The organism is Paenibacillus sp. DMB5 (assembly GCF_001517085.1).
In the GTDB taxonomy this organism is placed as follows: Bacteria; Bacillota; Bacilli; order Paenibacillales; family Paenibacillaceae; genus Paenibacillus_AQ.
In genome coordinates, this window is sequence record NZ_LRAC01000122.1 from 1 (window position 1) to 26195 (window position 26195).

Genomic DNA, 26195 nt, shown 5'->3' on the forward strand with positions numbered 1-26195 from the left:
GAAATAGGGTCTTTTTGTTTTTTTAAAAGTTTGCAACTTTGTTATCCCCGCTAAGGAATTGGTATGTTCGGTGCAGGGAGAGGACTCTATACTGAAATCGACCGGAGGACATGCCGGAAATCAGCAAAATTCAACATCAGGGAGGAATTTTAAATGTACCGCAAAGTACTAAACAGGGTATTGGTAGCCGCTATGCTGCTGTCGGGCTTTCAGCTTCCGGTAAACAGCGGCCTGGCAAATGCTGCCGTTACGGAAGAACTGCCTGTATCGGCCGCAGCCCAAATGCCGAAATTCACGGATATGAAGCAGCATTGGGCAGCGTCGGCAGCGGACAGACTGGCTGCGGCCGGCATTCTGCAGGGGACAGCAACCGGCAGATTTGAACCGGACCGTGCAGTCTCCCGGGCCGAGCTGGCAGCCATTCTCAGCAGGGTGTTCCGTTACACTGCAACAGGCATTGCCGGTTTCAATGATGTAAGCGCTTCTTCTTGGTATGCCGTTGAGGTGAGCAAGGTGAATGAAGCGGGGATAATCAAAGGCTACGGGAATGGGCAGTTTCAGCCGGATGCGGCTGTCCGGCGTGAGGATGCAATGACGATGCTGGCCCGCGCCTTCCGGCTGGAAAGTCCTTCTCTGGATATGCTGAATGTGCAGGCAGACGGGGCAGCGGTCAGCGCCTATGCACAGGAAGCCGCCAGCGCAATGCTTGCCTCGGACTATGTTCAAGGCGATCCGGCCGGAAAACTGAATCCGAAATCGGTGATGACCCGGGGTGAACTGGCGGTTCTGCTGAGCCGGATGATCGGATGGATCAGCCCAGCCGGGGGGAACTATCCTGTAGGGGCGGTATCCGGCAATGTTATTGTGAACCGGCCGGATGTGCACATCCAGGATGGGACGGTAAATGGAAATCTCTATGTGACAGCCGGAACAGGAGAAGGGGAAGCTTCATTCACCGGGGTCAAAGTGAAGGGCAGCACTTTCATTTCCGGAGGCGGTGAACATACGGTGGTCTTCCGTCAATCAGCCCTGAACCGTACGGTTGTTGACAAGCCCAAAACAGCGGTGCGGCTCCGGCTGGAAGACGGAAGCACGGCTGCCAGGATCGAATTGGCCAAGCAGAGTCGAGTAGAGATCGAAGCCGGGTCACGGATCGATGTTCTCATCGTTGATGCCGGAGCCGCAGGATCAACCATTACAAATCTGGGACAAATCGGCCTGCTGGAGGTAAGCGCCGGCAAGGTGCTTATGAACGGGACAGAGCTGAAATCCGGAGAGACGCTGCGGAACCTGACCGGAGGCGGAGCCTCTGCGCAGGCCAGTGCTCCGGCAACCCAAGCGGCGGACGGAACTGCCGGTGAGGGAGCGGCATCAACACCGACACCGACACCTTCACCTGCAGCTTCGCCCGGCCCGACACCGGCGGCTTCGTCTACCCCTGGCCCATCTGCGACAGCGACACCTGCACCGTCTACGGATGAGGAGCAGTGGGAAATGGTCTGGAATGACGAGTTTGAAGGAACACACATTGACGAGTCGAAGTGGAATATCCAGGATACGGGAACTGTATACAACAATGAACTGGAATATTATCACCCGGATAACGTTTCGCTGGAAACCGAGAGCGGCCAAAGCGTACTGGCACTCGAAGCCCGAAAGGAAGCTTACGGCGGGAAAGAATACACATCCGGCAAGCTGACCTCAAAGATGAAGGGGGACTGGACTTACGGTAAGTTTACAGTACGCGCCAAGCTGCCGGTTCAGCAGGGGATGTGGCCGGCGATCTGGATGATGCCGACCGATGAAGAGAAGCAGTACGGCCCATGGCCGGGGAGCGGTGAAATGGACATTATGGAGCTGACCGGACCGGTGGCCGGCGATACGGAAAAAGCGGATCTGTATCCAAGAACGGTACATGGCTCGCTTCATTACGATATTCCCCATATCTCCCAATCCAAGACTTATGTTTTGCCCGAAGGTAAAACATTTGCTGACGAGTATCATGACTTTACCCTTGAATGGCTCCCGGGTCTGATCCGTTATTATGTGGACGGCAACCTGTACTTTGAAACGAGCGACTGGGGGACCAAGGCGGAGGGCCAGCCGGATTACTATACGTATCCCGCACCGTTCGACCGTCCGTTCTACATGATTCTTAATCTGGCAGTCGGCGGCGATTGGCCGGGTGACCCGGCCGCCGACTTCCGTTCGGATAAGATGTATGTAGATTATGTTCGGGTCTATAAGTATAAGAAGCTGGATCAATGGCCAGATGTAACAGGAAAGCGGCCGGAAAAAACTGAAAATGCGGCTCCGCAGCGTCCTGTGCTTGCTGACGGCAACCAGATTTACAACGGAGATTTCAACGGCAATGCAGCCCAGGGTCTGCCGGAATTTTGGCAGCTCATTACGAATGCCGGGGGAGCGGGAACTACGGCCGTCATTGACGACAAGGACAAGGGCAAGGCTGTAAAGGTGTCCTTGGAGGAGGCGGGAACCCAGAATTATTCCGTTCAGCTCACTCAGATGCCGCTTATTCTGGAGAAGGGCAAAGCCTATAAGGTAACCTTCGACGCCAAAGCGGATGCGGTCCGTCCGGTGATGAGCAAGCTGACTGAATACGGCGGGGGATGGACCGCCTACTCCAAGGAGAGGAATTTCCAGCTTACTCCGGATTGGCAGTCCTTTGAATACAGCTTTAACATGACACAGGCGACTGACAACAATGTCAGGTTTGAGTTCAACCTGGGTCTTAATAATACAACGGCCTATTTCGCTAACGTCCGTGTTGCCGAAACAGAGCCTCTGCCTGTAGCCCGCACTCCGCTTGCCGACGGCAATCTCGTGTACAATGGAGGGTTTGAGCTGGGGAAAGACCGGCTGGGCTATTGGAGCTTTATGGTCAAGCCTGAATCGGGGGCAGCAGCTGAAGCCAAGGTAATCAGCACACTGGAGCTGCCGCTTATGAAACGTATTTTCCTTGCGGCGGTCCAGCACCCGGGAGAATCGGCTGAAGACGTGACACTTACCCAGTCAGGTCTGCCTCTGTCCGCAGGCGGAGTCTATCAGCTGAGCTTTGATGCCAGGTCAGATCAGTCAGACCTCCTTGGCATAAAGCTCGAGGCCGGCGGGGGAGACAGCATCTACCCTGACGGATCAACACTCGCGCTGACACCGGAATGGAAGCATTATACAGCAGAAATATCACTATCCGGTTCAGCTGTCTCTGAAGGTACACTGTCGTTTCTTCTTGGCAAGGCCGGCGGTCAGCCGGAGATTGACAATGTGCGTCTGGTTCGGATGGCCGATCCGCCTGTATTGAACGGCTATCTGCATCTCAGGGGCGACCAGTATTCCGGCGCGTCGGGAATTGTTCTACTGCCAAGCGGTGAGGGCGGCAAAGATGTCGCCAGTATGGATAAAGGCGATTACGCAGAATACAAATTGGTTCTTCCTCAGGGGGCAAGCATTGTTCCGGTAGCCCGTGTTTCCAGTGTACAGGCGGATTCCGAACTTGAGCTGACCGTACTGGATGCGGGCAAGCGCAGTGTGGTGACGGCAGACGTCTACAAGACTGCAGTCGGGGATACAGGCGGACTTCAAAGCTACCGGGCAGTCATTGGGGCAACGCTTGATTTGCCTGCAGGAACCTATTATTTCCGTCTCGGCGGCAGCGGCTACCATCTGGCATGGCTGGATTTGTCCCGTGAGATGGTCATGAACGGCGGCTTCAAGGAGGGTTCTACCCAAGGCTGGACACTGTTCAAGAAAGACTGGGTAGACAATGATCCTGTGAAGAATACGGCAATGACTGCGGGGAATGGCGTACTGCAGGTAGCGCTTGGCGGCAGCGGCGACGAGGAATGGAATGTACAGGTCAAACAAGGCGCAATTCCGGTGGAAAAGGGCAAAAAGTACCTGCTCCGCTTTGATGCGGAAGCTTCGGCAGCAAGGCTGATTCGGGTGCTGGTCCAGCATGACGGCTCTTCGGACAATAATTGGACCGCGTATATGAATGAGACAGCCAGTCTGACTGAGGCCGGCGGACACTTCGAGTACTATTTTACCGCTCCGGAAAGCGATGCCGCGGCTGTGCTCCAATTCAGTCTCGGCAAGATAACGGAGCCGCTTGGAGCACATACTGTCTCCCTCGGCAACATTTCCCTGCTTCAGGTAAACCCGGTGATCGCGGGAGAAGCCTACGGCGAAAATCTGATCCCGAATGGAGATTTCTCAGCTCCGATCCAGGGCTGGAGCTCCTATTCCTCTGACAGCGTAGAGTTATCGATTGGCAATGAGAACGGGGCACTGCGGATGCAGGTCGGTTCTACAGGGGCGAACAGCTGGGACCGGCAGGTATATTACGAGGGTGTGGCCTATAACGAAGGGAATCATTATACCCTCACTTTTAAAGCGAAGGCGGAAGCACCGCGCAAAATGAACATCAGTATCGGCTGGCTGGATGCCGCAAATAATTACACCTGGCACGGGTATGCAAGTAAAATTGTTGATCTTGGTACGGACTATACGGAGTATACGCTTGAGTTTGATGTTACTGGAGGCAGTACATCCATCGGCCGGATTTCATTTGAGCTGGGGAATATTGTGGGCGGAGGCACGGGTCACCTTGCGGTAGAGGTTGATGATATTGTGTTGACGAACAACGGAACGGTAGCTGCACCCTGAGCATGCTTAATAATTTGTTATACAGGCTTGGGATTTGGTATTTAGAGCGGCCAGAAACACTCTTATAATCAGAGTATGGGGGACGGGCAGCCGTTCTCCCTGATCTTCAAATGACAATGGGGGAGATTTATTGTGAAAAAGACAGCAGTATCCATCAGTGCGCTGCTTATGGCATTTTCATTGGCCGTCAGCGGTTGCGGAGGCAATAACAATTCTTCAAATTCTTCTAACAACGGAGGAGAGCAGAAAGAAACCAGCGCGACTACCGCACCTGCGGCCCCAAGTACAAAACCGGTTACCTTGAATGCATGGGTGATGCCGAACAGTCCCAAACCGGATGCGGACTTCCTGCAGACCCTTGATCCTTATCTGAAAGAGCATCCGAATGTCACTGTAAAAGTAACCGTCCTGGACTGGGGCTCCGCCTGGACCAAGATTACAACCGCGGCTACAAGCGGTGAAGGCCCCGATATTCTTCAGCTTGGATCGACCTGGGTACCGGCAATTGCCAGCATGGGCGGCATTGACAAGGTGACCGATAAAGTGGCTGACGTGGGCGGTGCCGAAGCCTTCCTGCCGGCCATCTGGAATACAACCTCCATCGCAGGTGATAGCGAGGTATACGGCATACCTTGGTTTGTTGATGCGCGGGCCATTTACTACCGGACCGATGTGTTCAAGCAGGCCGGGGTAAATACGGAAACTGCATTCAAGGATTGGGACTCTTTCAAGAGTGCGCTGGAAGCAGTGAACGGACAAACGGTTGACGGCAAGAAGATCGCTGCACTTGGACTTCCGGGCAAAAACGACTGGAACGTTGTGCATAATATTTTCCCTTGGATCTGGGCAGCAGGCGGCGACGTTCTGTCTGAGGACAACAAGAATGTGGTCTTCAATGAAGAGAAGGGTCTGGAAGGTGTTATGTTCTACACAGGGCTTGCGAATGAAGGTCTAGTTGAAAAGTCCTCGCTTGAAAAGAACTCTTCACAGATTGAGAGCGATTTCGGCGACGGCAAGTCAGCGGTAATTATCTCCGGACCATGGCTCGCCAAGAACTTTGCCACACCAAAAGCTAATGGGGGTATGGATGACAAGAAGGCGGCCAAAAACTTTGCGGTAGCTCCGCTTCCGGCCGGTCCCGGCGGACAGGCAACCTTTGTCGGCGGCAGCGAGCTGACCGTGTTCAGCGGCTCCAAGAACAAGGAAGCCACCTGGGAGGTTATTAAATACCTGACCTCGGATGAAGCGCAGAAAGCCTATGCACAGGTATCTGGTCAGCTCCCTGCCAAGCTGTCCCTTCTGGAATCACCGGATCTGGATGCCAACATGAAAGCATTCTCGGAAGCAACCAAATACGGCAGAACGTATCCGGCCATCCCGCAATGGGGACCAACGGAAACGGCGCTGCAAAAGCATTTTGCCAACGTCTGGGATATTGTTGCCGGCGTAAAGGGCAAATACAGCAAAGAGAGCATCAAGGAGGAGCTGGATTCCGCGGCTTCTGAAGTCAAAGCTATTATTAATCAATAACGACTTGAATGCAGAGAGGCCGCCGCGCGATCAGGGCACGGCGGTTTCTTTCATACACAAAGCGAGGGATAAGAGATGGGACTCCATACTGAAAATAAACTTCCGGCAAAAGCCCCTTCCGGCAAGCGCGGACTGTGGCGAAAGCGGGTCAAAGATAATAAGTTCGCTTATATGCTAATGGTGCCGACGATCATCTTCATGATGCTGGTGCACTTGCTCCCGATGCTGCAGGGAATCTGGATGTCATTTTTGAAGCTGAACCAATTCACGTTGGTCAAATACTTGAAAGCTCCGTTTGTGGGAGCGGACAACTATATCGGCCTGCTGTTTAATTCCGATAATCCGGTCCGTCAGGGGCTGAATTTTGCAATTCGCAACACAGCCATCTATGCCGTTATTGTAACAATTGGTGTAATGTTTATGGGGCTGATGATGGCCATGCTACTGAACCGGGATTTTCCCGGCCGCGGCATTGCCCGCACAGCTATGCTGTTACCCTGGGTCATCCCGTCTTATGTTGTCGGCGTGCTCTGGGGCTTCATGTGGCAGCAGAACGGCATTATCAACTATTTTCTGGTCGATGTCCTGCATCTCTTCAACGACAAACCATTCTGGCTGCTGGGACCCAATACCATCTGGGCGATTATTATCCCGACCATCTGGCGGGGCTGGCCGTTCCTGATGGTCATTTTCCTGGCCGGACTGCAGACGATTCCTGAAGATATTTATGAGGCGGCTACAATTGACGGTGCCAATAAGCTCCGCCAGTTCTGGAATATAACACTGCCCATGCTCAAACCGGTCATTGCGGTACAGCTCTTGTTCCAGATCATTAACAATGTCTACTCCTACAATATCGTTTCCACGATGTTCGGTAATGGTGCCGGATATCCGGGAGAATGGGGAGACCTCCTGATGACTGCCTTAACCCGCCAATCCTTTGGCTATTGGGCGTTTGGTTCCGGTTCTGCCGCTTCAATGATGCTGATGTTCGTAATGTTGATGGTTGTCGGCGTATGGTACCGCGCCTTTAGATCGGAGTTGAATGCCCAATGAGTACACATAGAAAACGTTCTGTCTCTTCGTTTCTGCTGACATCACTGACCTGGATAATTGTCATCGTGACGATCTTCCCGATCATTTGGATGATTTTTACCTCCTTGCACTCCAATGACCAGATTTTGAACGGCATCACAAGCTTCAGCCTGACGAAGCCGCAGTGGGTCAATTACATTAACATGTGGGACACAGTGAATTTTGCTATTTATTTCCGGAACAGCCTGCTGATCTGCGGCGCAACAACCCTGCTGGCCGGCTCCTTTGCCGTTCTCGCCGGATATGCGCTCGCCCGGTTTGATTTTCCGGGATCGAAGGCGTTCAGCATGAGTATCATATCCACCCAGCTTATCCCGGGTATTATGTTCCTGTTCCCGATTTACCTGATGTTCCTGTGGATTAAAAATACGTTCGGTTTACCGATGATCAATACGTACTGGGGGATGATCCTTGTCTATACGGCGTTTTATACGCCGATCAGTATCTGGATCATGCGCGGTTTCTTTGTCTCCATCCCAAGAGATCTGGAGGAGTCCGCAGCAATTGACGGCTGCTCCAAATTTCAGGCTTTTTACAAAATCATTCTGCCGCTGTCCGTCCCCGGCATCATTGCGACCGGCATCTTTATCTTCCTAACGGCGTGGGATGAGCTCCTGTTTGCCTGGGTGCTTACCACCAGCTCTGATGTCCAGACGATTCCGGTCGGTATCCGTTTGTTTGTCGGACAGTACAATACCCGCTATGATCTGCTGATGGCGGCTTCGACTGTCGTAACCGTGCCGGTTATGGTGGTATTCTTCATGACGCAGAAGTACTTTATCAGCGGTATGACCGCGGGCGCCGTCAAGGGCTGATCCGCGAATGCCAGGAAGGGTGAAATCGATGTTGCTACAATGGAATACCGCAAGAGAGACAAAGGCATCGGCCGAAGAGATTCTGAGACAAGTATTTGCCGACCGGATCGGCACCGGAGAGAACGTCAGCGCACTCTTTACCGATTCAGAACGGCGGGGGGCTGTAGGGATAGCCGGCTTGCCGTATAGGCTCCCCGCCATTCAGGAGCTGCTCAAGCTGCGAGCGATAGCTGCTCTGCTGCCGGCGCAAGCCGGTGCATCCGCTCTGTTCACCATCAACAGCGAAGGAACCAAGCTGTCTTTATCTATCAGGGATGCGGGGAATGAAGAGCAGACCATAGAAATTCCGGAGACTGCGGCAGCGGAGGCGCTGGAGCTGCTGCAAGCTGCACCGGGCTGGGCAGGGACGCTTAACGACGAGGGAGAGCATGTAATCGACCTGAGGGCACCTGTTCCGGGTCCGCACTTTGCGGTCAATCTGCTCTTGGGCAACCGTCTCAGCTTCCCTCATCCGCTGCAGACCACCCCCAAAAGCGTCGTTGACCGTCTGGGTGGCGGGAGCTTCCGCTCACACGCCGCAACCCAGGTTCTGGCGACACGCTGGGATATGCGCCAGGAGGAGAACGGCTTCCCGGCTAACCGGCAATTTTATTTGTTCGAGGAAGGGAAGCAGATTTTTTATTCTGCGGATCCCGGAGACGAAGGCATTGAATCGGCGGTCTGCCGGCATTCGCAGAATGCAACGGTTATCACCTACCGGACCCGCTGCGGTCTGGAGATAACCCGTACCATCTTTATCCTCCCGCACTCGGAAGGTATGCCTCTGGCAACAGAAGCACAGCGGATCGAGCTGGTGAATCTCGGAGGAGCTGAACGCCGTCTGCGGATTGTCTATACCGGAATGTTTGGCTCCGCTGCTCCGGGAGCACTGTTTGAGGATGTGCTGTACAGCAATATCATCATGCAGGGCGGTGTGCTCCAGGATTCCGCTGGAGCTGTGGCTGCTGTCAGTCCCGATTATTATCCGGAAGGCGGGAAGCATGACCTGCGTTTTCACACCATGATTATTCACGGGAATAACGGAGCTGTGCTGCCGCGCGAATACTGCCTCAGCTACAATGAATTTGTCGGTACGGGCTCTCTGCACCGCCCGGCTGGTGCGCTCAGGCTAAGCAGCATTCTGCAGCGCAAGGGACCCGGCTTCTTCGCTGTAGCAGGTGAGGTTTCTATTCCGTCAGGAGCTACGGCAGCTGTCGACCAGCTGACCGGCCTTGTCTCCGACAAGAGCGGTGCGCCCTGGAATGATACCGTGCTTGCCGACGAAGTTGGGACGCTGATCAACCGTTTCTCTGCCCGCAGCGCGGCCGAGATGGCGCTGGCCGAATCTGCCGCCTTTGTGCGTGAGTACGGCAAGTTCCTGCAGGTAGCCACCGGTGATGAAAGCTTTGATGTCTTTGTCAACCGCAATCTGCCTTTCCAGGTGCTCTATCAGACCTTTGTCTCCCGTTCCTTTTGCCAGACCCAAAAGGGCTACAGGGAAATAGGCTTCCGTGAAATCCAGGATTTGTACGCCTCGATGTACTATTTTACCAGTATGGGAAAAAGCGGCCTGGTGAAGAGTCTCCTGAAGGAATGGACCGGTATGGTATTCGGGCTGGGCTATGCCTATCACAATTTCTTCTGGAACGGCAAGGAGCCCGGTAAATGGTCCGACGATGCGTTATGGCTTGTTCAGGCGGTCTACCGTTACGTAATGCTAACAGGCGATCTCGAATTCCTGAACGAAACCTGCCCGGTGGCGGGACAAGAATCCAGCCGGCCGGTCTTTGAGACTTTGAAGGCGATTATTGTCTATTCGGGCCGGATTTCAGTGGGCCGGCACGGGCTCCCGCTGCTGGACTACGCCGACTGGAACGACTGTCTGAAGCTGGATGATACGTATCTGAACGGACCGGCCAAGGAAGAGCGTTACCGGAAGCAGCTGGAGGCAGGCGGAGTATTCGGCGATCCGCTGGAAAGCGATTATTCCGAGAGCGTCATGAATGCTTTTCTGCTCAAGGTGGCTGTAGATGAGCTGTCTGTCCTGGCTGTCCGGAAGGGAGAAACGGATTATGCCGCGGAGCTTGACCGTTTCGGGGAAGAGCTGCGGGGACGCATCCAAGAGCATGCCTGGAAGGACGATTTCTTCGCGCGTGTGCTGTTCAACCGCTATGCTGACGGCGAATATACCTATTTGGGTGCTGCCGGAGACGGCCTCTCGGCCGATCCGGCCGCCAGCGGTTCTTATTTCCTGAATTCATTCTCCTGGAGCATCCTGTCCGGCTGTGCGGATGAATCACAGATCACTGTAATGCTGAACACAATAAAGTCACAGCTTATGACCCCTTACGGCTTGAAGCTGGTGTCGCCTGTTGCACTGGGACGGGTGTCCTCCCATACAGCATCTGACGAGTATTTTCCGGGGGACCGTGAGAACGGGGGCGTATTCAAGCATGCCTGCATGATGGCTGCTGCAGCAATGTTCAAGGGAGCCAAGGAGGTGGCGGATGCAGAGCTTGCCGCTGAACTGGGACGCTTCGGATATTGGCTGCTGGACCGGATTCTGCCGTTTAAAACGATGGATGATCCGTTTGCAGTCTGCGGAAATCCAAGATTCTGCACGCAATACAACAACAGCGAGACCGGTGAGAACATTGGCCCGATGCTTAGCGGCACCTCGACCTGGCTCACGCTCTCGCTGATGGAGGCGCTTGGTATTGAGTATACGGCGCAGGGAATCGCACTCAATCCGATTCTGCGGGAGGAGCAGACAGAATTGGCTTACACGTTGAAGCTAGGCGGCTCTTCGTACCGGATTCGGATCAGCAAACCGGAGGGCTTCAGCCGGATGCAAGACGGTATGGCCCGTCTGACGCTCGACGGCCGTATGCTTGAGGCAGGGCTTGTGCCGGCTGCTGATGACGGTCTCGACCATGAGGTAGAGCTCCGGTTTGAAAGCTAAGAAGGCTACAATGCCCGATCGCGGTATTCCTGCGGGGTCATTCCGGTATATTCTTTAAAAAGCTTGATGAAATAATGGGCATTGGAATAGCCCAGTTCAGCGGAAACCTCATATATTTTGAGCGGCGTATGAATCAGCAGATACGCCGCTTTTTCCATCTTGGCCTGACCGATATAGTCGCTGATTCGTTTGCCTGTCTCCAGCTTGTACATTTTGGACAGATAGACCGGATGCATCTGCACATGATCAGCAATGGCCTGGAGGGAGACATAGTGCAGGTTGCTGTTGATATATTCATGGACGCTTTGGATCAGCACAGTACGGCTGTCCCGGCGCTCTGATTCAAAATGCTCTCTCAGGAGGAAAATGACGTGGATCGCCCATTCCCGCAGCTTGTCCGGCGTCTGGAAGGGAGGCTGCTCCAGCAGCGGATTGCCTACAATCTCGCTTAGCATTTTATTGTTCTTGTGGGCAAAATAATAGAATGCCGTTTCCAGATGCAGGCGGGCTTCGTGGATATGCTCCAGTGAGCGGTCCGGATTGCGGCCCAGCTCTGTTGTAATGGCATTCAGCTTGTCTTCAATCCCCTGCCAATTATTCGCTTCAAACATATGTGAGAGCAGCGGAGGCTCATAGAGCGGCTGGAGAATTTCAACCGACTGGGCAACGCTTTTGTCAGTGGCATCCAGATAAATGCCGGTTTCGCTGCCGATATGCTGGCGGATAGCAGAGATAGCGGACTGGTAGAGAGAATAGACCTGATCAGGGAAAGCTCCCCAGCCTGTAGTGACAACGGACAGTCCGCCTCCAATCAGCGTGCTGACATGATTCTGCAGCTGGTAAGCGCCCTGGGCTACCTCATCGCCCGGATTGCTGCCGGATTCGATGTCCTCCCTTGGCTGAAGCAGAAATACAAGATAATCATGGACATCCTTGCAGGACCAGATGCGGAACCGGTCCTGAAACAGCTCCTGCGCAATATTAATGATCGCATATTCAAACAGCAGCATGCTGTGCATGTCCTGGCGCCGGAAAAACTCCTCGGGTCTGACAACCGCAAGGCATACCGGCTGGCTGGTGGAGAGCGGCAGATCGAACTGTGCCAGCCGTTCCTGCAGCTGCGGCCCGGAAAGCTTACGTCCCTGCAGCAGATCGCCGAGCAGGCGGTCGCGGAGCAGAGGAAGGTGCTCGCGGAAGGTCTGCATCGTCCGCTGGTAGGAGGACCAAGCCTCCCATTCGCCGCGCAGCTCATTCTGGAGCTTGGTGATGACAGCAACCAGCTGGTCATTGGCAATCGGCTTCAGCAGATAAGCGCTGGCCTGCTCCTCAATCGCTTTGCGGGCATATTCGAATTCGGCATAGCCGGTCAGCATAACGACCCGGATATGCTTCCAGCGGCTGCGGATTGACGCAATCAGTTCAATGCCGGAGATTTCCGGCATATTGATATCCGTTACTACAATGTCAATCGGATAACGCTGAAGCAGATCAAGAGCTTCATAACCGGAGTAGGCTTTGTGAACCAGCCCGAAGCCCATCTCGGTCCAGGGAAGGGAGATAGACAGATCGTCGACAACATACGGCTCATCATCAACCAGTAGAATTTGGTGCATGGTGTTCCTCTTTCTTCTCCATACAGAGAGTGATTATTAGTCCTCCTTCAGGGGAGGGGGAGATCAGCAGGCCGGAGGAATTGCCGTAGTGATATTTAAGGCGCTGCTGGATATTCCAGAGGCCGCAGCCTCCGTCCTCGCGTGTCTGTTCAGACAATCTGGCCTGCAATGCTGCAATGGCCTCACCGGTCATACCTGCTCCGTTGTCCTCTAAAGTGACTGTAACCGCGGAAGGCGTTTGGCTGGCCGTGATCCGGATGAAGCCCTGTCCGATTTTTTTCTCAATCCCGTGAATAATGCTGTTCTCGACCAAGGGCTGAATCAGCAGCCGGGGGATCTGCATTCCAAGCAATTCACCGGCGATTTCCATCGTATAACAGATCCGCTGTTTCCTTAGATTCTGAATCTCCAGGTAATTCTCCAACAGCTTCAGCTCATCCTCAAGCGTTGTGAGAGAATGGTCGACTCTGGTGATATAACGGTAATATTCTCCAAGATTAAGAGCCATGGCTTCTACCGAAGCTGTATCGCCGACAACGGCCTTGCTCTTGATAAAAAACAGGCAGTTATACAGAAAATGCGGATTGATCTGCGATTGAAGCTGCTTCAGATGGGCATCTTTGGCCTGGAGCTGCTCCAGATAGACCTGTTCAATCAGCGCTTGTATTTTTTCCGCCATTTCATTGAATTCCTCGTTAAGCATCGTGAACTCAGGATTGGTCCTGGCATGAATCCGGGTAGACCAGCGTCCTTCCTTCATTCTGTTGAGCGAACGCAGCAAGAGGCTTACAGGACGCTGTACCTGACGGTAGAGCTGAAGGGAAAACAGCAGACTCATGACCAAAAGGATGACTGAGCCTGTAAGAAAAGTATAACGGCTGCTCTGGATAGGCTGTAAAATCTGTTTGAGAGGCGAATAATGAATGACCTGCCAGGTAACAGCCGAGGACGGGACTGAGCTGACGAGAAAGCTGCCTTCCTTAAGGTTGAAAATATCTGAAGTCTCATGGCCTGCCAGAGGCTCCGCGGCCGTAATGATCTGCCTGGCCAACTCCCTGTCGGTATGACGGGAGAGAATGACCCCGTAAGCCGGATGGTACAGGAAGGTGTCACCTTTGTTTTGCGACTGGTACGTATCGAACATCCGTTCAATATTGGATACGGGAAAATACATGGACATCAGCAGCTCCGCCTGCCGGGGATTGCCCTTGTCCTCGACCGGATCGGACAGAAGCAGACGGAAGCCGGCTTCATTGCTGCTCTTGCCTTCGGGAATATATTCCCATCCCGGCTGCAGCGGCTTCTCCAGAACAGAGGCATCGAATGACAGCGAAGAATCCGACCCCAGGGTCTCACCGCTGAGCGGCTTGTACAGGACGATCCGGTTCTCCCACGTACTGGAGCTGGTCTGCAGGGAAAGCTTCTCCAAGACAGTCATAACGGTCTGGGCAGGATCAATAAGGTGGCCCAGCTGCTGAATCTGCTCATAGTCACGGATAGTCGGATCTCTTTGAAGGGCATACATGCTGCCTGCCAGCTGGTTGATATTGTTGTCCATCTGCTGAGTCAGAAACTCCAGATGATTCAAATCGGTTGTTTTGATCTGGTCCGTAATGACACTAATATCCTTACGGTACGACAAGCCGTAGAATAAGAGTGTTACTAAAATGAGAGAGAACAGAATCGCAACCATTTTGACAAATAAATTCGCACGCCTGACCATACAATCATCCTTTTCCGAGACTTTGCTGTAATACAAAAGAATTGTATCACACACGGTGTTTAACGGGTTTGTGTTACAATCTGTTCGACCCGCACGTATTTTTCGAGAAGCAGGTGTTTTCATGAAAATGAATGTGTTGCTGCTGGCGGCCCTGCTGGCATTGTCTGGCTGTTCCTTTGCCGGCTCCTCCGGCAAGAGCGTCCCTACGGCCTCTCCGGATGGTCAAGAGCCTAAATTCGACATCAAGCTAGGCAAATATGATCCTCCTGTAGACCTCTATACAGTAGGTTCCGTTAATCCCAATCTGATTTTTAAAAAGGGGGAGAGCCTTGAGCACAACGTGCATACCATCTGGGCTGAGAACCGTCTGGGCATCCGCATCCGCTATTTGTGGACCATCTCAGGCACCTCTGAAACCTATGCCAACAAGCTGAGGCTTGAACTGGCAAAGGGCAATATGCCTGATGTGGTAACAACGAGGGATGCCGATATTATCCAGGAGCTGATCGATTCCGGGCAATTCATGGAGGTAGGCAGCTTATTCGAACGGTATGCTTCCGATACCTGGAAGAAGGCTGTAGCCGAAGACAGCTCGGTGTGGAACGCCTTTATGCGCAACGGCTCCAAGTATGCAATTCCCATTATGGATTATGAATATAATTCCGATCCGCTGCTCTGGATCCGGCAGGATTGGCTGGACAAGCTCCATATGACAGCGCCGCGCACACTGGAGGAGCTTGAAAAAGTCATGGATGCCTTTGTTAACCGTGATCCTGATGGTAACGGGGCAAAGGATACCTACGGTTTATCTGTTGCTTTCCGTAACGGCCCCAACACCTGGATGGGGGACAGCAGCTGGATTTTCGGTGCGTTCGGAACGGTTCCGGAACAATGGAACCGCATGAGCGACGGAACATTGCAATATGGCTCGGTACAGCCTGGTGCCGAGCAGGCAGTTTCGCTGATGAAGCACTGGGTGCAGCAAGGATATTTATCCGGCGACAGTGCCTGGCTTGATGAAGAAGGCGCTGCCAATTTGTTCGTCTCCGGCAAGGCAGGAATAATAGCCGGACCTTACTGGATGCGCGGCTGGCCCCTGTCCTCCCTGACCGATGCAGACCCGGAGGCTAGAATAAGGGCGGTTGCCATCCCTTCAGGCCCGGACGGAACCGTAATGCGAAGAGGCACCCTGCCTGTCAATGGCGCTATTCTGATCAACAAGAAAATGAAACACCCCGAGATCTTTTTTACCTATCAGAATTATTTGTTTGATTATTACGCTACCTCAACCGGCGAGTTTGCCAACGGTCTTGCTGAAGGCTATGACTGGGCTCTGGTTGACGGTAAGCCGACCATTAATCCCTCCGCCCTGCCGCTGGGTGGCATCCGGGTCGCCTCCTATACGCTGACCTTCGACGGCGCGAGAATTCCTTCCGAAGTGGTTAAGGAAATTCCGGTGGATATTGCCCCTGTGCTGCTGGCCCAGAAGGAGGCCTCGCGCAAAGAGCAGTTTACGGGACCTCCGACCAAGACCATGAAGAGCAGCGGGGAGCTGCTGAAAAAGCTGGAACAAAAAAGCTTTCAAAAAATGATCTTTGCAGACAGCGGCATCGGGGAATTCAATGAATTCGTTGAAAAATGGCAGGTATACGGAGGTTTGGCCGAAACCTCTGAAATCAATGCCTGGGACCGGAGCAGGAAATGAGCACCGCAGGACAAGAAACCGCCTTGAACAAGGCGGTTTCTTGTCGGAAAAGCACCGGATTCATTACTTTTCCGACGATTTATCCGGAGTATAGCGGAACTGGTCATAGTAAGCATGGAGCGGGGTTTTGCCGTCATAAGGCTCAAGCCAGGAATCTACACCTGTTCCGTTCCAGAGATTCATCATGATCCGCCCGGGAGTAGAAGGGATATTCTCGGTTGCCGTGTGAACAGGGCGTCCGTCGATATACCAGGTAATCGCATCCTTTTTCCACTCAAAGCCGTACCAGTGAAATTCCTCTGCGGCATCAAAGTCAAGCTCAATTACCTGCTCATGCTCGCCAACACCGTTAGTGAAGTAATTGAACTGTACCTGCCGCGTATTCTTGCCCAGAAATTCAATATCGATTTCATCCCACGGCTCACCTTCCGAAGGGCCGGTATAGGTGAAAAAGGAGGAGACGATTCCGGGATTGACGGCCGGCTTCATCCGGATTTCATACAATCCATAACCGTACTTCTCAAGCGAACGGTACTCCGCTCCATCAAATTCGCCGGAAGCAGGGCTTGTGAGCGAAAGAACCATCTGGCCGTCATCGCTGAAGGTTATGTTTTTTTCGCTCCAGGTGCAGTTGAACATAGAGCCGTTGGAGTAGCCATCCGTCTTTTTCCAGAACTCTTCGTTAAACCTTGTGAAATCGTCCTCCACGCTCCCTGCGGCGGATTTGGATGAAGATGAAGATGAAGATGAAGTGATGGCTTTAATGCCGACAACTATCGATGTGAGCGCCAAGACTGCTGCCAGCGTTTTCATGTACTTCCTGCGTATCAATGCTGTTCCTCCTGTATTCTTTTCTTGCTACTATCGTACTTAATGACGGGAACAGCCGCCATACCAATGTGTCAATCTGAATAACAATTATTAAAGGTAAAGGCTCTATCCCCTTACTAGTTACCGGTATACTTTAACCAATCATAATAGGCATATAGCGGATTAGCCCCGTTATATGAACCCAGCCAGGAGTCTACACCTGTTCCGTTCCAGAGGTTCATCATAATTTTGCCGGCATGTGACGGGATATTGCTTGTCGCCGTATGCTTCAATACACCGTCCACATACCATTTAATGTACCCAGGCTGCCAGTCGAAAGCATAGGTATGATAGCCTTGGGATGCATCAAAGCCAAGATCTACGATTTTTTCATGGCCTCCGACCCCGTTGGTGTAATAATTGAATTGAACCTTGGTCGTATCCTTGCCCAGAAACTCGATATCAATTTCATCCCATGGATTCCCGTCGGAGGGACCGGTATAGGTGAAAAAGGATGAGACAATTCCGCTGTTTTTTGCCGGTTTCATGCTAACCTCATACTTGCCGTATCCGTATTTGTATACGGACCGCAGTTCTGCGCCGTCAAACTTGTTGGTGCTGGGGCTGGTCAGTGCCAGACGAAGCTGTCCGCCGCTTGTAAAGGAAATATTGCCGGCGCGCCAGGTGCAGTTAAACATTCCGCCGTTGGAGTAGCCGTCTGCTTTTTGCCAGGTTGCGGAATTAAAGTAGGTCAGGGGCTCATAAAAGACAGTGGCTGCGGAAAGGCCGGTGACCCTGCGATAATTCCGGTGAGCAGCAGAACGAGACAAGCGATAGAACTTTTAAATATCCTTTTCATTAATACATCCCTCCTTGGAATGAAAGCGTTTTACAATATGTATTTTAGCTAATGGCCCCCCGGCCAGCTATACCAACTTCCGGTCCGGGATAACAAAAAAACAATTTTTTGCAGGGGGGACAAGAGTATTTCGCCGCTCTCCCACACATACTGATATTGCCTGCTTGCTTAGAGTAAATCGGATAGGAGGGATAATATGGAGCAATGGTCCAAAAGTAAATGGTTCCGCTGGATGATCGGAGTGCTGCTGTCCCTGATTATCCTATACTTTGTCTGGCTGCTCCGTCCGATGCTGCAGGGGATTTTTGTGTTTTTAAAAGCCATTCTGGCGCCATTCCTGGCTGCCATGATTATATCTTACGTTCTAAACCCGGTGGTCAGCATGCTGGCCGGCCGGAAGATGCCGCGCAGTGTTGCAGTGCTGCTGATTTATACGGTATTCCTGACCACGCTTGCCGTGATCGCCATCAATTTGATTCCGATGTTTATTGAGCAGCTTGAGGAGCTGAATGAGCATTTGCCGGAAATGACCCTGCACGCCCAGGGGCTGATGCGCAGCATGAATACCAGACTGATCCCGCCGGGGGTGGAGACAGGGATGAACAACTGGTTCTTTCAGCTGGAGAACCGGCTGGCCGGGGGCATCTCTCATTTTCTCGATAATATCGGATCTACGATCGGGGTTCTGTTCAATGCGTTTATCGTGCCGTTTCTGGTGTTCTATATCCTGAAGGATTTCGATGTGTTTGAACGGACAGTGGTATCCTGCCTTCCCCGCTCCCGCCGCAGATCCATTGTCAAGCTGCTGAAGGACATTGATGATGCGCTGGGCAATTACATCCGGGGACAGTTTCTGGTCTGCCTCATAATCGGTGTGCTGGCTTATATCGGCTACGTGATTGTGGGCATGCCTTATGCCTTGCTGTTTGCCTGCGTGGTGGCTGTATTTAACATCGTCCCTTACATGGGCCCGTTTCTAGGGGCTGCCCCGGCGATCGTGATGGCCACGACAATCTCAATGCGGCTTGTGCTGCTGGTGGCGGTTGTAAATACGCTGTGCCAGATGCTGGAGAGCAATGTCATCTCTCCCCAGGTTGTAGGACGGAGGCTGCATCTGCATCCGCTGCTGATTATTTTTGCCCTGCTGGTCGGCGGCGAAGTTGCCGGAATGATCGGTTTAATTCTCGCCGTGCCGGTCTTTGCCGCGGAAAAGTCGTGATTCAGCACTTGTTTACCTACTATATCCGGCGCAAGCGGTTTAGGGCGGCAAAAACGTTGACTATCTGCAAATAATTTGTATATAATATTGTGTAATATTACGATTGCTTCACAAAATAGTTGTCGATGATGAGGAGTATTAGTTCGCTGGACGTTAGCTCAGAGAGCCGGTGTACAGGTGCAAGCCGGTTAACGAAGCGGATGAACTCACCTCGGAGTAATGGCGCAAGCCGCGGGTTCTGTAATTTTCCGATTACAGGCCAGTGTGTGAACCGCCGTCGGCTCACCCCCGATAGAGGGTGTCAAAGTGAGCGGCAGACATAGCATGTCCGGCTGCTAACTAGGGTGGTACCACGGGAATTCAGACCTCTCGTCCCTAGCGTTTATACGCTGGGGATGGGAGGTTTTTTTGTTACAGTCAGCAGGACTCCAAGGAGGAAAATAAGAGATGAGCGAAAACCAAACAAGCACAGCAGCCGGAGCCGGCTACCGTGCCCAGACCATCGAGCCGAAATGGCAGAAGTTCTGGGATGAGAACAAAACGTTCAAGACAGGCGAAGATGCGGACAGACCGAAATTTTATGCGCTGGATATGTTCCCGTATCCTTCGGGTGCAGGCCTGCATGTAGGCCACCCGGAAGGCTACACAGCGACAGATATTATCTCCCGCTACAAGCGGATGCGCGGCTACAATGTGCTTCATCCGATGGGCTGGGACGCCTTCGGCCTTCCGGCAGAGCAGTACGCCATGGATACGGGGCAGCACCCGCGTGACATTACCGTTAAGAACATTGATAACTTCCGCCGCCAGATCAAGTCACTGGGCTTCTCCTATGATTGGGACCGCGAGATCAGTACAACGGATCCGGAATATTATAAATGGACCCAGTGGATTTTTATCCAGCTGTATAACCGCGGTCTGGCTTATGTTGCCGAAGTGTCGGTGAACTGGTGTGAAGCGCTGGGAACGGTACTTGCGAATGAAGAGGTTATCGACGGCAAAAGCGAACGCGGCGGCCACCCGGTTGTACGCAGACCGATGCGCCAGTGGATTCTGAAAATTACCGAGTACGCGGAACGCCTGCTTGAGGACCTGGATGAGCTGGACTGGGAAGAGAGCATCAAGGACATGCAGCGCAACTGGATCGGCAAATCGACCGGTGCGCAAGTCAACTTTGCGATCGACGGCCATGATGCAAGCCTGGAAGTATTCACAACCCGTCCGGATACACTGTTCGGTGCAAGCTACTGTGTACTGGCGCCTGAGCACAAGCTGGTTGATGTGATTACAACAGAAGCACAGGCTGCTGCCGTAGCGGAATACCGTGACAAGGCAGCCCGCAAGAGCGATCTGGAGCGTACGGATCTGGCAAAAGAAAAAAGCGGCGTATTCACCGGGGCGTATGCCATTAATCCGGTCAACGGCGCTAAAGTGCCAATCTGGATTGCTGATTATGTACTCGCCGGCTACGGTACCGGCGCAATTATGGCTGTTCCTGGCCACGATACCCGTGACTGGGAATTCGCCAAGCAGTTCGGCCTGGATATCATTGAAGTTGTACAGGGCGGCAATGTCCAGGAAGAGGCGTACAGCGGCGACGGCCCGCATGTTAACTCTGATTTCCTGAACGGTCTGGACAACAAGGAAGCTATGGCGAAGATGATTGCCTGGCTGGAAGAGCAAGGCAGCGGCCAGGGCAAAGTGACCTACCGTCTGCGTGACTGGCTGTTCAGCCGCCAGCGCTACTGGGGTGAGCCGATTCCGATTCTGCATCTGGAAGACGGCACAATGAAGACGGTCCCTGTGGATCAGCTACCGCTGATGCTGCCGGATGTTGACGCCATCAAGCCTTCGGGCACCGGTGAATCTCCGCTGGCTAATGTAACTGAATGGGTGGAAACCATAGATCCGGAGACCGGCATGAAGGCACGCCGCGAGACCAACACGATGCCGCAATGGGCAGGCAGCTGCTGGTACTACCTGCGTTATATCGATCCGCACAATGATAAAGAGCTGTGTTCACCGGAGAAGCAGAAGCAGTGGCTGCCGGTTGACCTGTACATCGGCGGTGCCGAGCATGCGGTGCTTCACCTGCTGTATGCCCGCTTCTGGCACAAAGTACTGTACGATATCGGCGTAGTGGATACGAAGGAACCGTTCCACAAGCTGGTTAACCAGGGCATGATCCTGGGTAACAACAACGAGAAGATGAGCAAGTCGCGCGCAATGTGATCAACCCGGACGAAATCGTGGAGGCTTACGGTGCAGATACATTGCGTGTCTACGAAATGTTCATGGGGCCGCTGGAAGCAACCAAGCCGTGGAACGAAAAAGGCGTAGAAGGCGTTCACCGCTTCCTCTCCCGTGTATGGCGCCTGTTCGTGAACGAGGACGGCAGCCTGAGCACCAAGATTACGGCAGACGGCGGAACCGATGAGTTCAAACGCACCTGGCACAAAACGCTGAAAAAAGTCGGCGAGGACTTCGAGGGCTTACGCTTCAATACGGCGATCAGCCAGCTGATGATCTTCATCAACGATGCCTACAAGCAGGAAACCTTGTCCAAGGAAGCGGCAGAGCACTTCGTGCAGATGCTGTCGCCGCTGGCGCCGCATCTGGCCGAAGAGCTGTGGCAGCTGCTTGGACATGAAGGAAGCATCAGCTATGTGCCTTGGCCGTCTTATGACGAAGCCTGGACAGTAGATGCGGAAGTGGAAATTGTTGTACAGGTAAACGGTAAGATTGTACAGCGCGCACTGGTGGCAGCGGATATGGGCAAGCAAGAAATGGAAGAGCATGCACTGGCCCTGCCGAATGTTAAAGCGGCTACCCAGGGCAAAACGGTCCGCAAAATCATTGCAGTACCCGGCAAGCTTGTAAATATTGTAGTGGGTTAAGCGAAGAACGCAACTCTACCCGCAGCTACGGAGGAATCCGTGCTGCGGGTTTTTTGAATTATAAGAATTTATAGGTTGCACGGCATAAATAATCCTTCTATTTCGCGCAGAAACGGATACCGTCCTGTTAAGGACGGCGTAACCTTTTCAACTTGTTAGAAAGATAATTTTGCCTAACGGTCCAGCGGACTCTGGGCGATGCCGTCACGGCCGAAGGAAGCATCCAGCTGCTGCACGTCCTCATCGTACTTATCATGCGTAGTTGTAATCAGCCGCTCGAATACGCCTTCCAGGCTGATACGCAGGTGATTCAGCGCCTCGGCCGTAATACCGCCGCGGACCGCAACCCGTTCCTGGAGCTCCTGGGGCGTGAAGGAGCCTTCCGTCAGCAGCTTGCCTGTGCCGAGCAGCATTTCACCGGCCAGCCGGCTGACCAGCGCTTCATCAATGCCGGTTGCGGATACAGCGGCTTCGATCCAGCGTTCCAGAAAATAACTGAGGAAGGCCGGGCCGCAGCTGGAGAAGTCCGAAGCGATCCGGGTATGGCTCTCAGGGATTTCCGCAGGCACGCCAATGAATGAGAACAGCTGAAGCAGAGACTGCCTGTCTTTTTTATTTAACCTGCTTCCGAAGATGCAAAGAGAAGTCCCGCTCTTGACAGAATGGGTGATGCTGGGAATAATCTTGGCAATTTTGGACGGCAGAACGGATTCCAGGTGATGGAGCTGGACAGGGCTTGTAATGGATACGACAATCTGCTCACTGCGCAGGTAAGGAGCAATTTCATCAGTCAGCGCTTTGAACTGCAAAGGCTTAACGCACAGAAAAACAATATCGCTGCCTGACGCAGTCTCAATGTTGCTTGCACACACAGTCAATCCGGGGTGTAGCTTCTGAAGTTCCAGCAGCTTGCCCGGGCTGCGGTTGCTGGCCAGTATATTGCTTGGATCAAGCGCTCCCGAACTAAGAAAGGTGTCGATGAGCAGACCGCCCATGCTGCCTGTTCCGATAAATCCCACTTTCATCCTGTGGTAACCTCCTTTCTTATGTTACTGGGCTTACAGGAATACTCTTCCTTCAATGTATGCCGGTGAGTCTTGGACAAATGACATGGTTTAAACAAGTTTTTGAATAAAATTCCATTCAAATTAAGGAGGATTAGCTAATGAACAAAAGAGTGATCGGATGTGTAATTGCTGCCGTGCTGCTCGGCGGCGGGCTGGTCTGGGCTGCAGATCACAGGACGGCGGCAGGGATTGAAGGCTGGGAGACACTGAATGCCGGGATGGCGCAGGCGCTGGGGGTAGAGGGGGGAGCAGATGCAGCATCTGCAGCTAAAGCAGGCAGTAGTGGAGCGGGAACGGCAGAGAGTGGTACGCCGGAAACAGCAGGGGCAGAAATAGCGGGCAGCAATTCACCGGGAGCTGAAGCTAATAGTGAAGCGGTAAAAGGTAGTGATGCAGCGGGAACGGGTGCGGAGGGAAACGCAGGCGGTGGAGGCACAGATGCAGCAGGAATTACAGGCGCTGCAGGGAACACGGCTGCAGCGGCGGACGGGAGGGTTAACGTGAATACAGCCGATGCCGCTGCACTTATGGACCTGCCGGGGATCGGAGAGAAGAAAGCACAGGCAATTATTGATTACCGCAGCAGCAAAGGGGCTTTCCGCAGCCTGGCCGATCTGGGCAAAGTAAAGGGAATCGGCCCCAAAATGCTGGAAAAGCTGGAGGGGCTGGTTATTTTTAATTAGTAAAAAGTGTAAATTTTAATCTTGACACTGTCAAGTTATAGGGCTATATTTACAGTGTAAAGTTTGAGAGAAGGGACAGTAATCTTTTGAAGCAGAAACCTTACCATCATGGCGATTTGCGAAACACATTGATTGAAACCGGCATTGAGCTGATTAATGAGGAAGGGTTGGGCGGGTTCTCCCTTCGCAAGGTTGCGGCCAAATGCGGGGTTAGCCACGCGGCTCCGTACAGTCATTTCAAGGATGTCCAGCAGCTGCTGGCGGCAATGGCGGATCATGTTACCGAGCAGTTTACGGTTTCCCTGCAGGCTTCTGTCGAAGGACAGCAAGACCCGATGTCAGCAATGGGGGAGCTGGGCACGGCCTATATTGCTTTTTTTGAACAGCATCCGGCCTATCTGCCGTTTCTGTTCTTTCAGTCGGGCATTACGATTCAGGTGGACGGGGGAGATGAGGGGATCCCGGCTTACCCGCCGTTTGCGGTATTCCGGACGACAGCCTACCGGCTGTTCCGCAGTCTGGGACTTCCGCCTGAAAGGGACAGTACAATGCTTATGTCTTACTGGTCGCTAGTCCACGGGGTAGCCTCTCTTTTGTCCAGCAGCGGCGTCCGTTATTCAGGAAATTGGCAGGAGGTATGGCAAGTCATTCTTCAATCGGGAGGAACAGAGAATGAGACTGATCGTGCATGATCTGGAGGAGCAGGATTTCACTACCTGGCTGAGCGGCTTTAGCAGGGATACCGACGAAATAATAGGGGAGCAGGAAAACATCCGTCATTGCGTAGGGTGCTTTGGCTGCTGGGTCCGCACTCCGGGCACCTGTGTGCTGAAGGATTCTTATAAGCATATGGGCGAACGGCTTGCCGCCTGTGAGGAGTACGTATTCATCAGCCGTAACGTGTACGGGGGCTACAGCCCGTTTGTCAGCAATGTTTTGAACCGGACGCTGCCCTATGTGCTGCCTTATTTTCTAACCAAAAACGGAGAGACCCATCATCAGCAGCGCTATAAGCGCCAGATCAGATTCACGGTGCATTTTTACGGGGAAGGCATGAGCGAGGCGGAACGTGAAACGGCAAGGTCACTGGTGCGGGCCAATGCGCTTAATCTGGATGCTTCCGGCTACAAGGTTACTTTTCACGATACGCTTAACAGCCTCAAGGAGGTGCAGTGATGAGAATTGCGCTGGTTAACGGCAGTCCCAAGGGCGGGGCAAGCAATTCCGGAATTCTGCTGGAAAAGCTTAAGCCGCTTATCGCCGAAAGTAACGAGCTTAATGCGTACCGGGTTAACGTAAAGCCGCTGAAGCCTGAGCAATACCGGGAGCTGAACGAAGCTGACATACTGGTGCTGGCTTTTCCGCTATACTTTGATGCCATTCCTTCGCATTTGCTGCGGGCGATGGTCGAAATGGAGAAATTCCGACAGCAGGAGCCCGGGAATCCGGACCTAACGGTGTATGCATTGATCAACAACGGATTCTATGAAGGCCATCAGTGTAAAATAGCTGCAGATATCGTGAGCAACTGGTGCAGCCGCTGCGGGTTCCGCTTCGGAATGGCAATCGGACACGGGGCTGGAGAAATGTTTAAATCTTTGAGCCAGGTGCCGCTGGGTAAAGGCCCGCTGAAGAATCTCGGCAAGGCGATGGATCAGCTCTCAGCCGCTATCCTTACCCGTAGCAGTGCAGATTCGCTGTTCATTCAGCCGAATTTCCCGCGCATTGCCTGGCGACTGGCGGCCACCCATTCTTTCTGGCATGCCCAGGCGAAGAAGAACGGGCTGCGGCCAAAGGACCTGAGAAGACAGCCTTTTCAGGAGAGCAGGAATGGGAACCAAGGTTAATCATATTGAAACGGTGCCACAGTGTGTTACAATAATGAGCAACTAAGAAGAGAAAGTGGAGAAACGCCGATGACTGTGGCCTACCGCAAAAACTGGGATACATACTTTATGGACATTGCCTGCATGGTCTCCACCCGTTCACGCTGCCCCCGCCGGCATGTTGGTGCTGTGCTGGTACAAGGGAAAAAGCTGCTGGGAACGGCATATAACGGAGCGCCGATGGGTGTGCAGGATTGCTCGGAGGCCGGCTGCATGCTTTCTGAGCAATATGAGCGGGAAATCGTGGACGGTGTGGAAACGATGGTGATGAAGCAGCGCTGCATCCGCACTATTCATGCCGAGCAGAATCTGCTGCTGTTCACCGACCGGAGCGACCGTGAGGGCAGTACCGTTTATGTAACGGATGAGCCGTGCTGGACCTGTGCCAATATGCTGGCCAACAGCGGTATTGTCGAGATTGTCTATCTGCGGCCTTACCGCAAGGATATGAAGAAGGTTGAGGCCATGCTGGGCTCAAAGGGTATTATTTTCCGTCAGCTGGAAAATTACGAGCCGCCGAAGGAAACGATGATTACGGTATCGGAATAACTGATGGTGAGCATTTTTAAGTGAAAAGAACTGGGGAAGAACCTCTGCACACGCAAA

General features: G+C 53.0%; 16 protein-coding genes and 2 pseudogenes. 13 read left to right on the forward strand and 5 right to left on the reverse strand.

Annotation, left to right across the window (positions count from 1 at the left end; translation table 11 throughout):
* Positions 1-153 precede the first annotated feature (153 nt).
* The 5 genes from AWJ19_RS14525 (at position 154) to AWJ19_RS14545 (ending at position 11127) form a co-directional block, all read left to right on the forward strand.
* Positions 154-4686, forward strand: coding sequence for a carbohydrate binding domain-containing protein (locus AWJ19_RS14525; protein WP_068724775.1), 4533 nt, complete (start codon positions 154-156; stop codon positions 4684-4686).
* A gap of 132 nt (positions 4687-4818) precedes the next feature.
* Entirely contained in the window at positions 4819-6216 is a 1398-nt protein-coding gene (locus tag AWJ19_RS14530) for a sugar ABC transporter substrate-binding protein (RefSeq protein ID WP_241781752.1), read from the forward strand.
* A gap of 75 nt (positions 6217-6291) precedes the next feature.
* Positions 6292-7272 (forward strand): sugar ABC transporter permease, encoded by a 981-nt coding sequence (locus tag AWJ19_RS14535; protein WP_082707898.1) that lies wholly within the window; start codon positions 6292-6294, stop codon positions 7270-7272.
* Positions 7269-8126, forward strand: coding sequence for a carbohydrate ABC transporter permease (locus AWJ19_RS14540; RefSeq protein WP_068724779.1), 858 nt, complete (start codon positions 7269-7271; stop codon positions 8124-8126). The genes AWJ19_RS14535 and AWJ19_RS14540 overlap by 4 nt, the downstream gene beginning before the upstream one ends.
* Positions 8127-8154: 28 nt before the next feature.
* Positions 8155-11127, forward strand: a complete 2973-nt coding sequence (locus tag AWJ19_RS14545) for a glycosyl transferase (RefSeq protein WP_068724781.1) — start codon at positions 8155-8157, stop codon at positions 11125-11127.
* A gap of 5 nt (positions 11128-11132) precedes the next feature.
* On the opposite strand, the gene AWJ19_RS14550 is transcribed toward AWJ19_RS14545, so the two are convergent.
* Positions 11133-12740, reverse strand: coding sequence for a response regulator (locus tag AWJ19_RS14550; RefSeq protein WP_068724783.1), 1608 nt, complete (start codon positions 12738-12740; stop codon positions 11133-11135).
* On the reverse strand, positions 12718-14463 hold the full coding sequence (locus tag AWJ19_RS14555) for a sensor histidine kinase (RefSeq protein WP_068724785.1): 1746 nt from the start codon (positions 14461-14463) through the stop codon (positions 12718-12720). Before AWJ19_RS14555 ends, AWJ19_RS14550 begins: the two co-directional genes overlap by 23 nt.
* Positions 14464-14584: 121 nt before the next feature.
* On the opposite strand from AWJ19_RS14555, the gene AWJ19_RS14560 reads away from it, so the two are divergent.
* On the forward strand, positions 14585-16168 hold the full coding sequence (locus AWJ19_RS14560; protein ID WP_068724786.1) for an extracellular solute-binding protein: 1584 nt from the start codon (positions 14585-14587) through the stop codon (positions 16166-16168).
* Between the two features lie 63 nt (positions 16169-16231).
* On the opposite strand, the gene AWJ19_RS14565 is transcribed toward AWJ19_RS14560, so the two are convergent.
* Positions 16232-16981, reverse strand: a complete 750-nt coding sequence (locus AWJ19_RS14565; RefSeq protein ID WP_068724788.1) for a glycoside hydrolase family 16 protein — start codon at positions 16979-16981, stop codon at positions 16232-16234.
* 134 nt (positions 16982-17115) lie between these two features.
* Positions 17116-17808: a glycoside hydrolase family 16 protein gene (locus AWJ19_RS14570; RefSeq protein ID WP_068724790.1), complete on the reverse strand. Its 693-nt coding sequence runs from the start codon at positions 17806-17808 to the stop codon at positions 17116-17118.
* A gap of 225 nt (positions 17809-18033) precedes the next feature.
* On the opposite strand from AWJ19_RS14570, the pseudogene AWJ19_RS14575 reads away from it, so the two are divergent.
* Both AWJ19_RS14575 and leuS read left to right on the forward strand, forming a co-directional pair.
* Positions 18034-19130, forward strand: a pseudogene (locus tag AWJ19_RS14575) (AI-2E family transporter).
* 373 nt (positions 19131-19503) lie between these two features.
* Positions 19504-21953 (forward strand): annotated as a pseudogene (gene leuS / locus AWJ19_RS14580) (leucine--tRNA ligase).
* A 173-nt stretch (positions 21954-22126) separates the two neighbouring features.
* Here the strand turns inward: leuS and comER are convergent.
* Positions 22127-22978 (reverse strand): late competence protein ComER, encoded by an 852-nt coding sequence (gene comER, locus AWJ19_RS14585; protein ID WP_068724791.1) that lies wholly within the window; start codon positions 22976-22978, stop codon positions 22127-22129.
* Between the two features lie 140 nt (positions 22979-23118).
* Here comER and AWJ19_RS14590 point away from each other — a divergent pair, with 140 nt between their 5' ends.
* The 5 genes from AWJ19_RS14590 to AWJ19_RS14610 all read left to right on the forward strand — a co-directional run bounded on the left by AWJ19_RS14590 (position 23119) and on the right by AWJ19_RS14610 (position 26138).
* Positions 23119-23703 (forward strand): helix-hairpin-helix domain-containing protein, encoded by a 585-nt coding sequence (locus AWJ19_RS14590; RefSeq protein ID WP_068724792.1) that lies wholly within the window; start codon positions 23119-23121, stop codon positions 23701-23703.
* Between the two features lie 86 nt (positions 23704-23789).
* Complete coding sequence (locus AWJ19_RS14595) at positions 23790-24395, forward strand: TetR/AcrR family transcriptional regulator (protein WP_068724793.1); 606 nt, start codon at positions 23790-23792, stop codon at positions 24393-24395.
* Entirely contained in the window at positions 24376-24879 is a 504-nt protein-coding gene (locus AWJ19_RS14600) for a flavodoxin family protein (RefSeq protein ID WP_068724795.1), read from the forward strand. The genes AWJ19_RS14595 and AWJ19_RS14600 overlap by 20 nt, the downstream gene beginning before the upstream one ends.
* Positions 24879-25550, forward strand: a complete 672-nt coding sequence (locus AWJ19_RS14605; protein ID WP_082707900.1) for a hypothetical protein — start codon at positions 24879-24881, stop codon at positions 25548-25550. Before AWJ19_RS14600 ends, AWJ19_RS14605 begins: the two co-directional genes overlap by 1 nt.
* Positions 25551-25619: 69 nt before the next feature.
* Positions 25620-26138 (forward strand): dCMP deaminase family protein, encoded by a 519-nt coding sequence (locus AWJ19_RS14610; RefSeq protein ID WP_068724801.1) that lies wholly within the window; start codon positions 25620-25622, stop codon positions 26136-26138.
* Positions 26139-26195 lie beyond the last annotated feature (57 nt).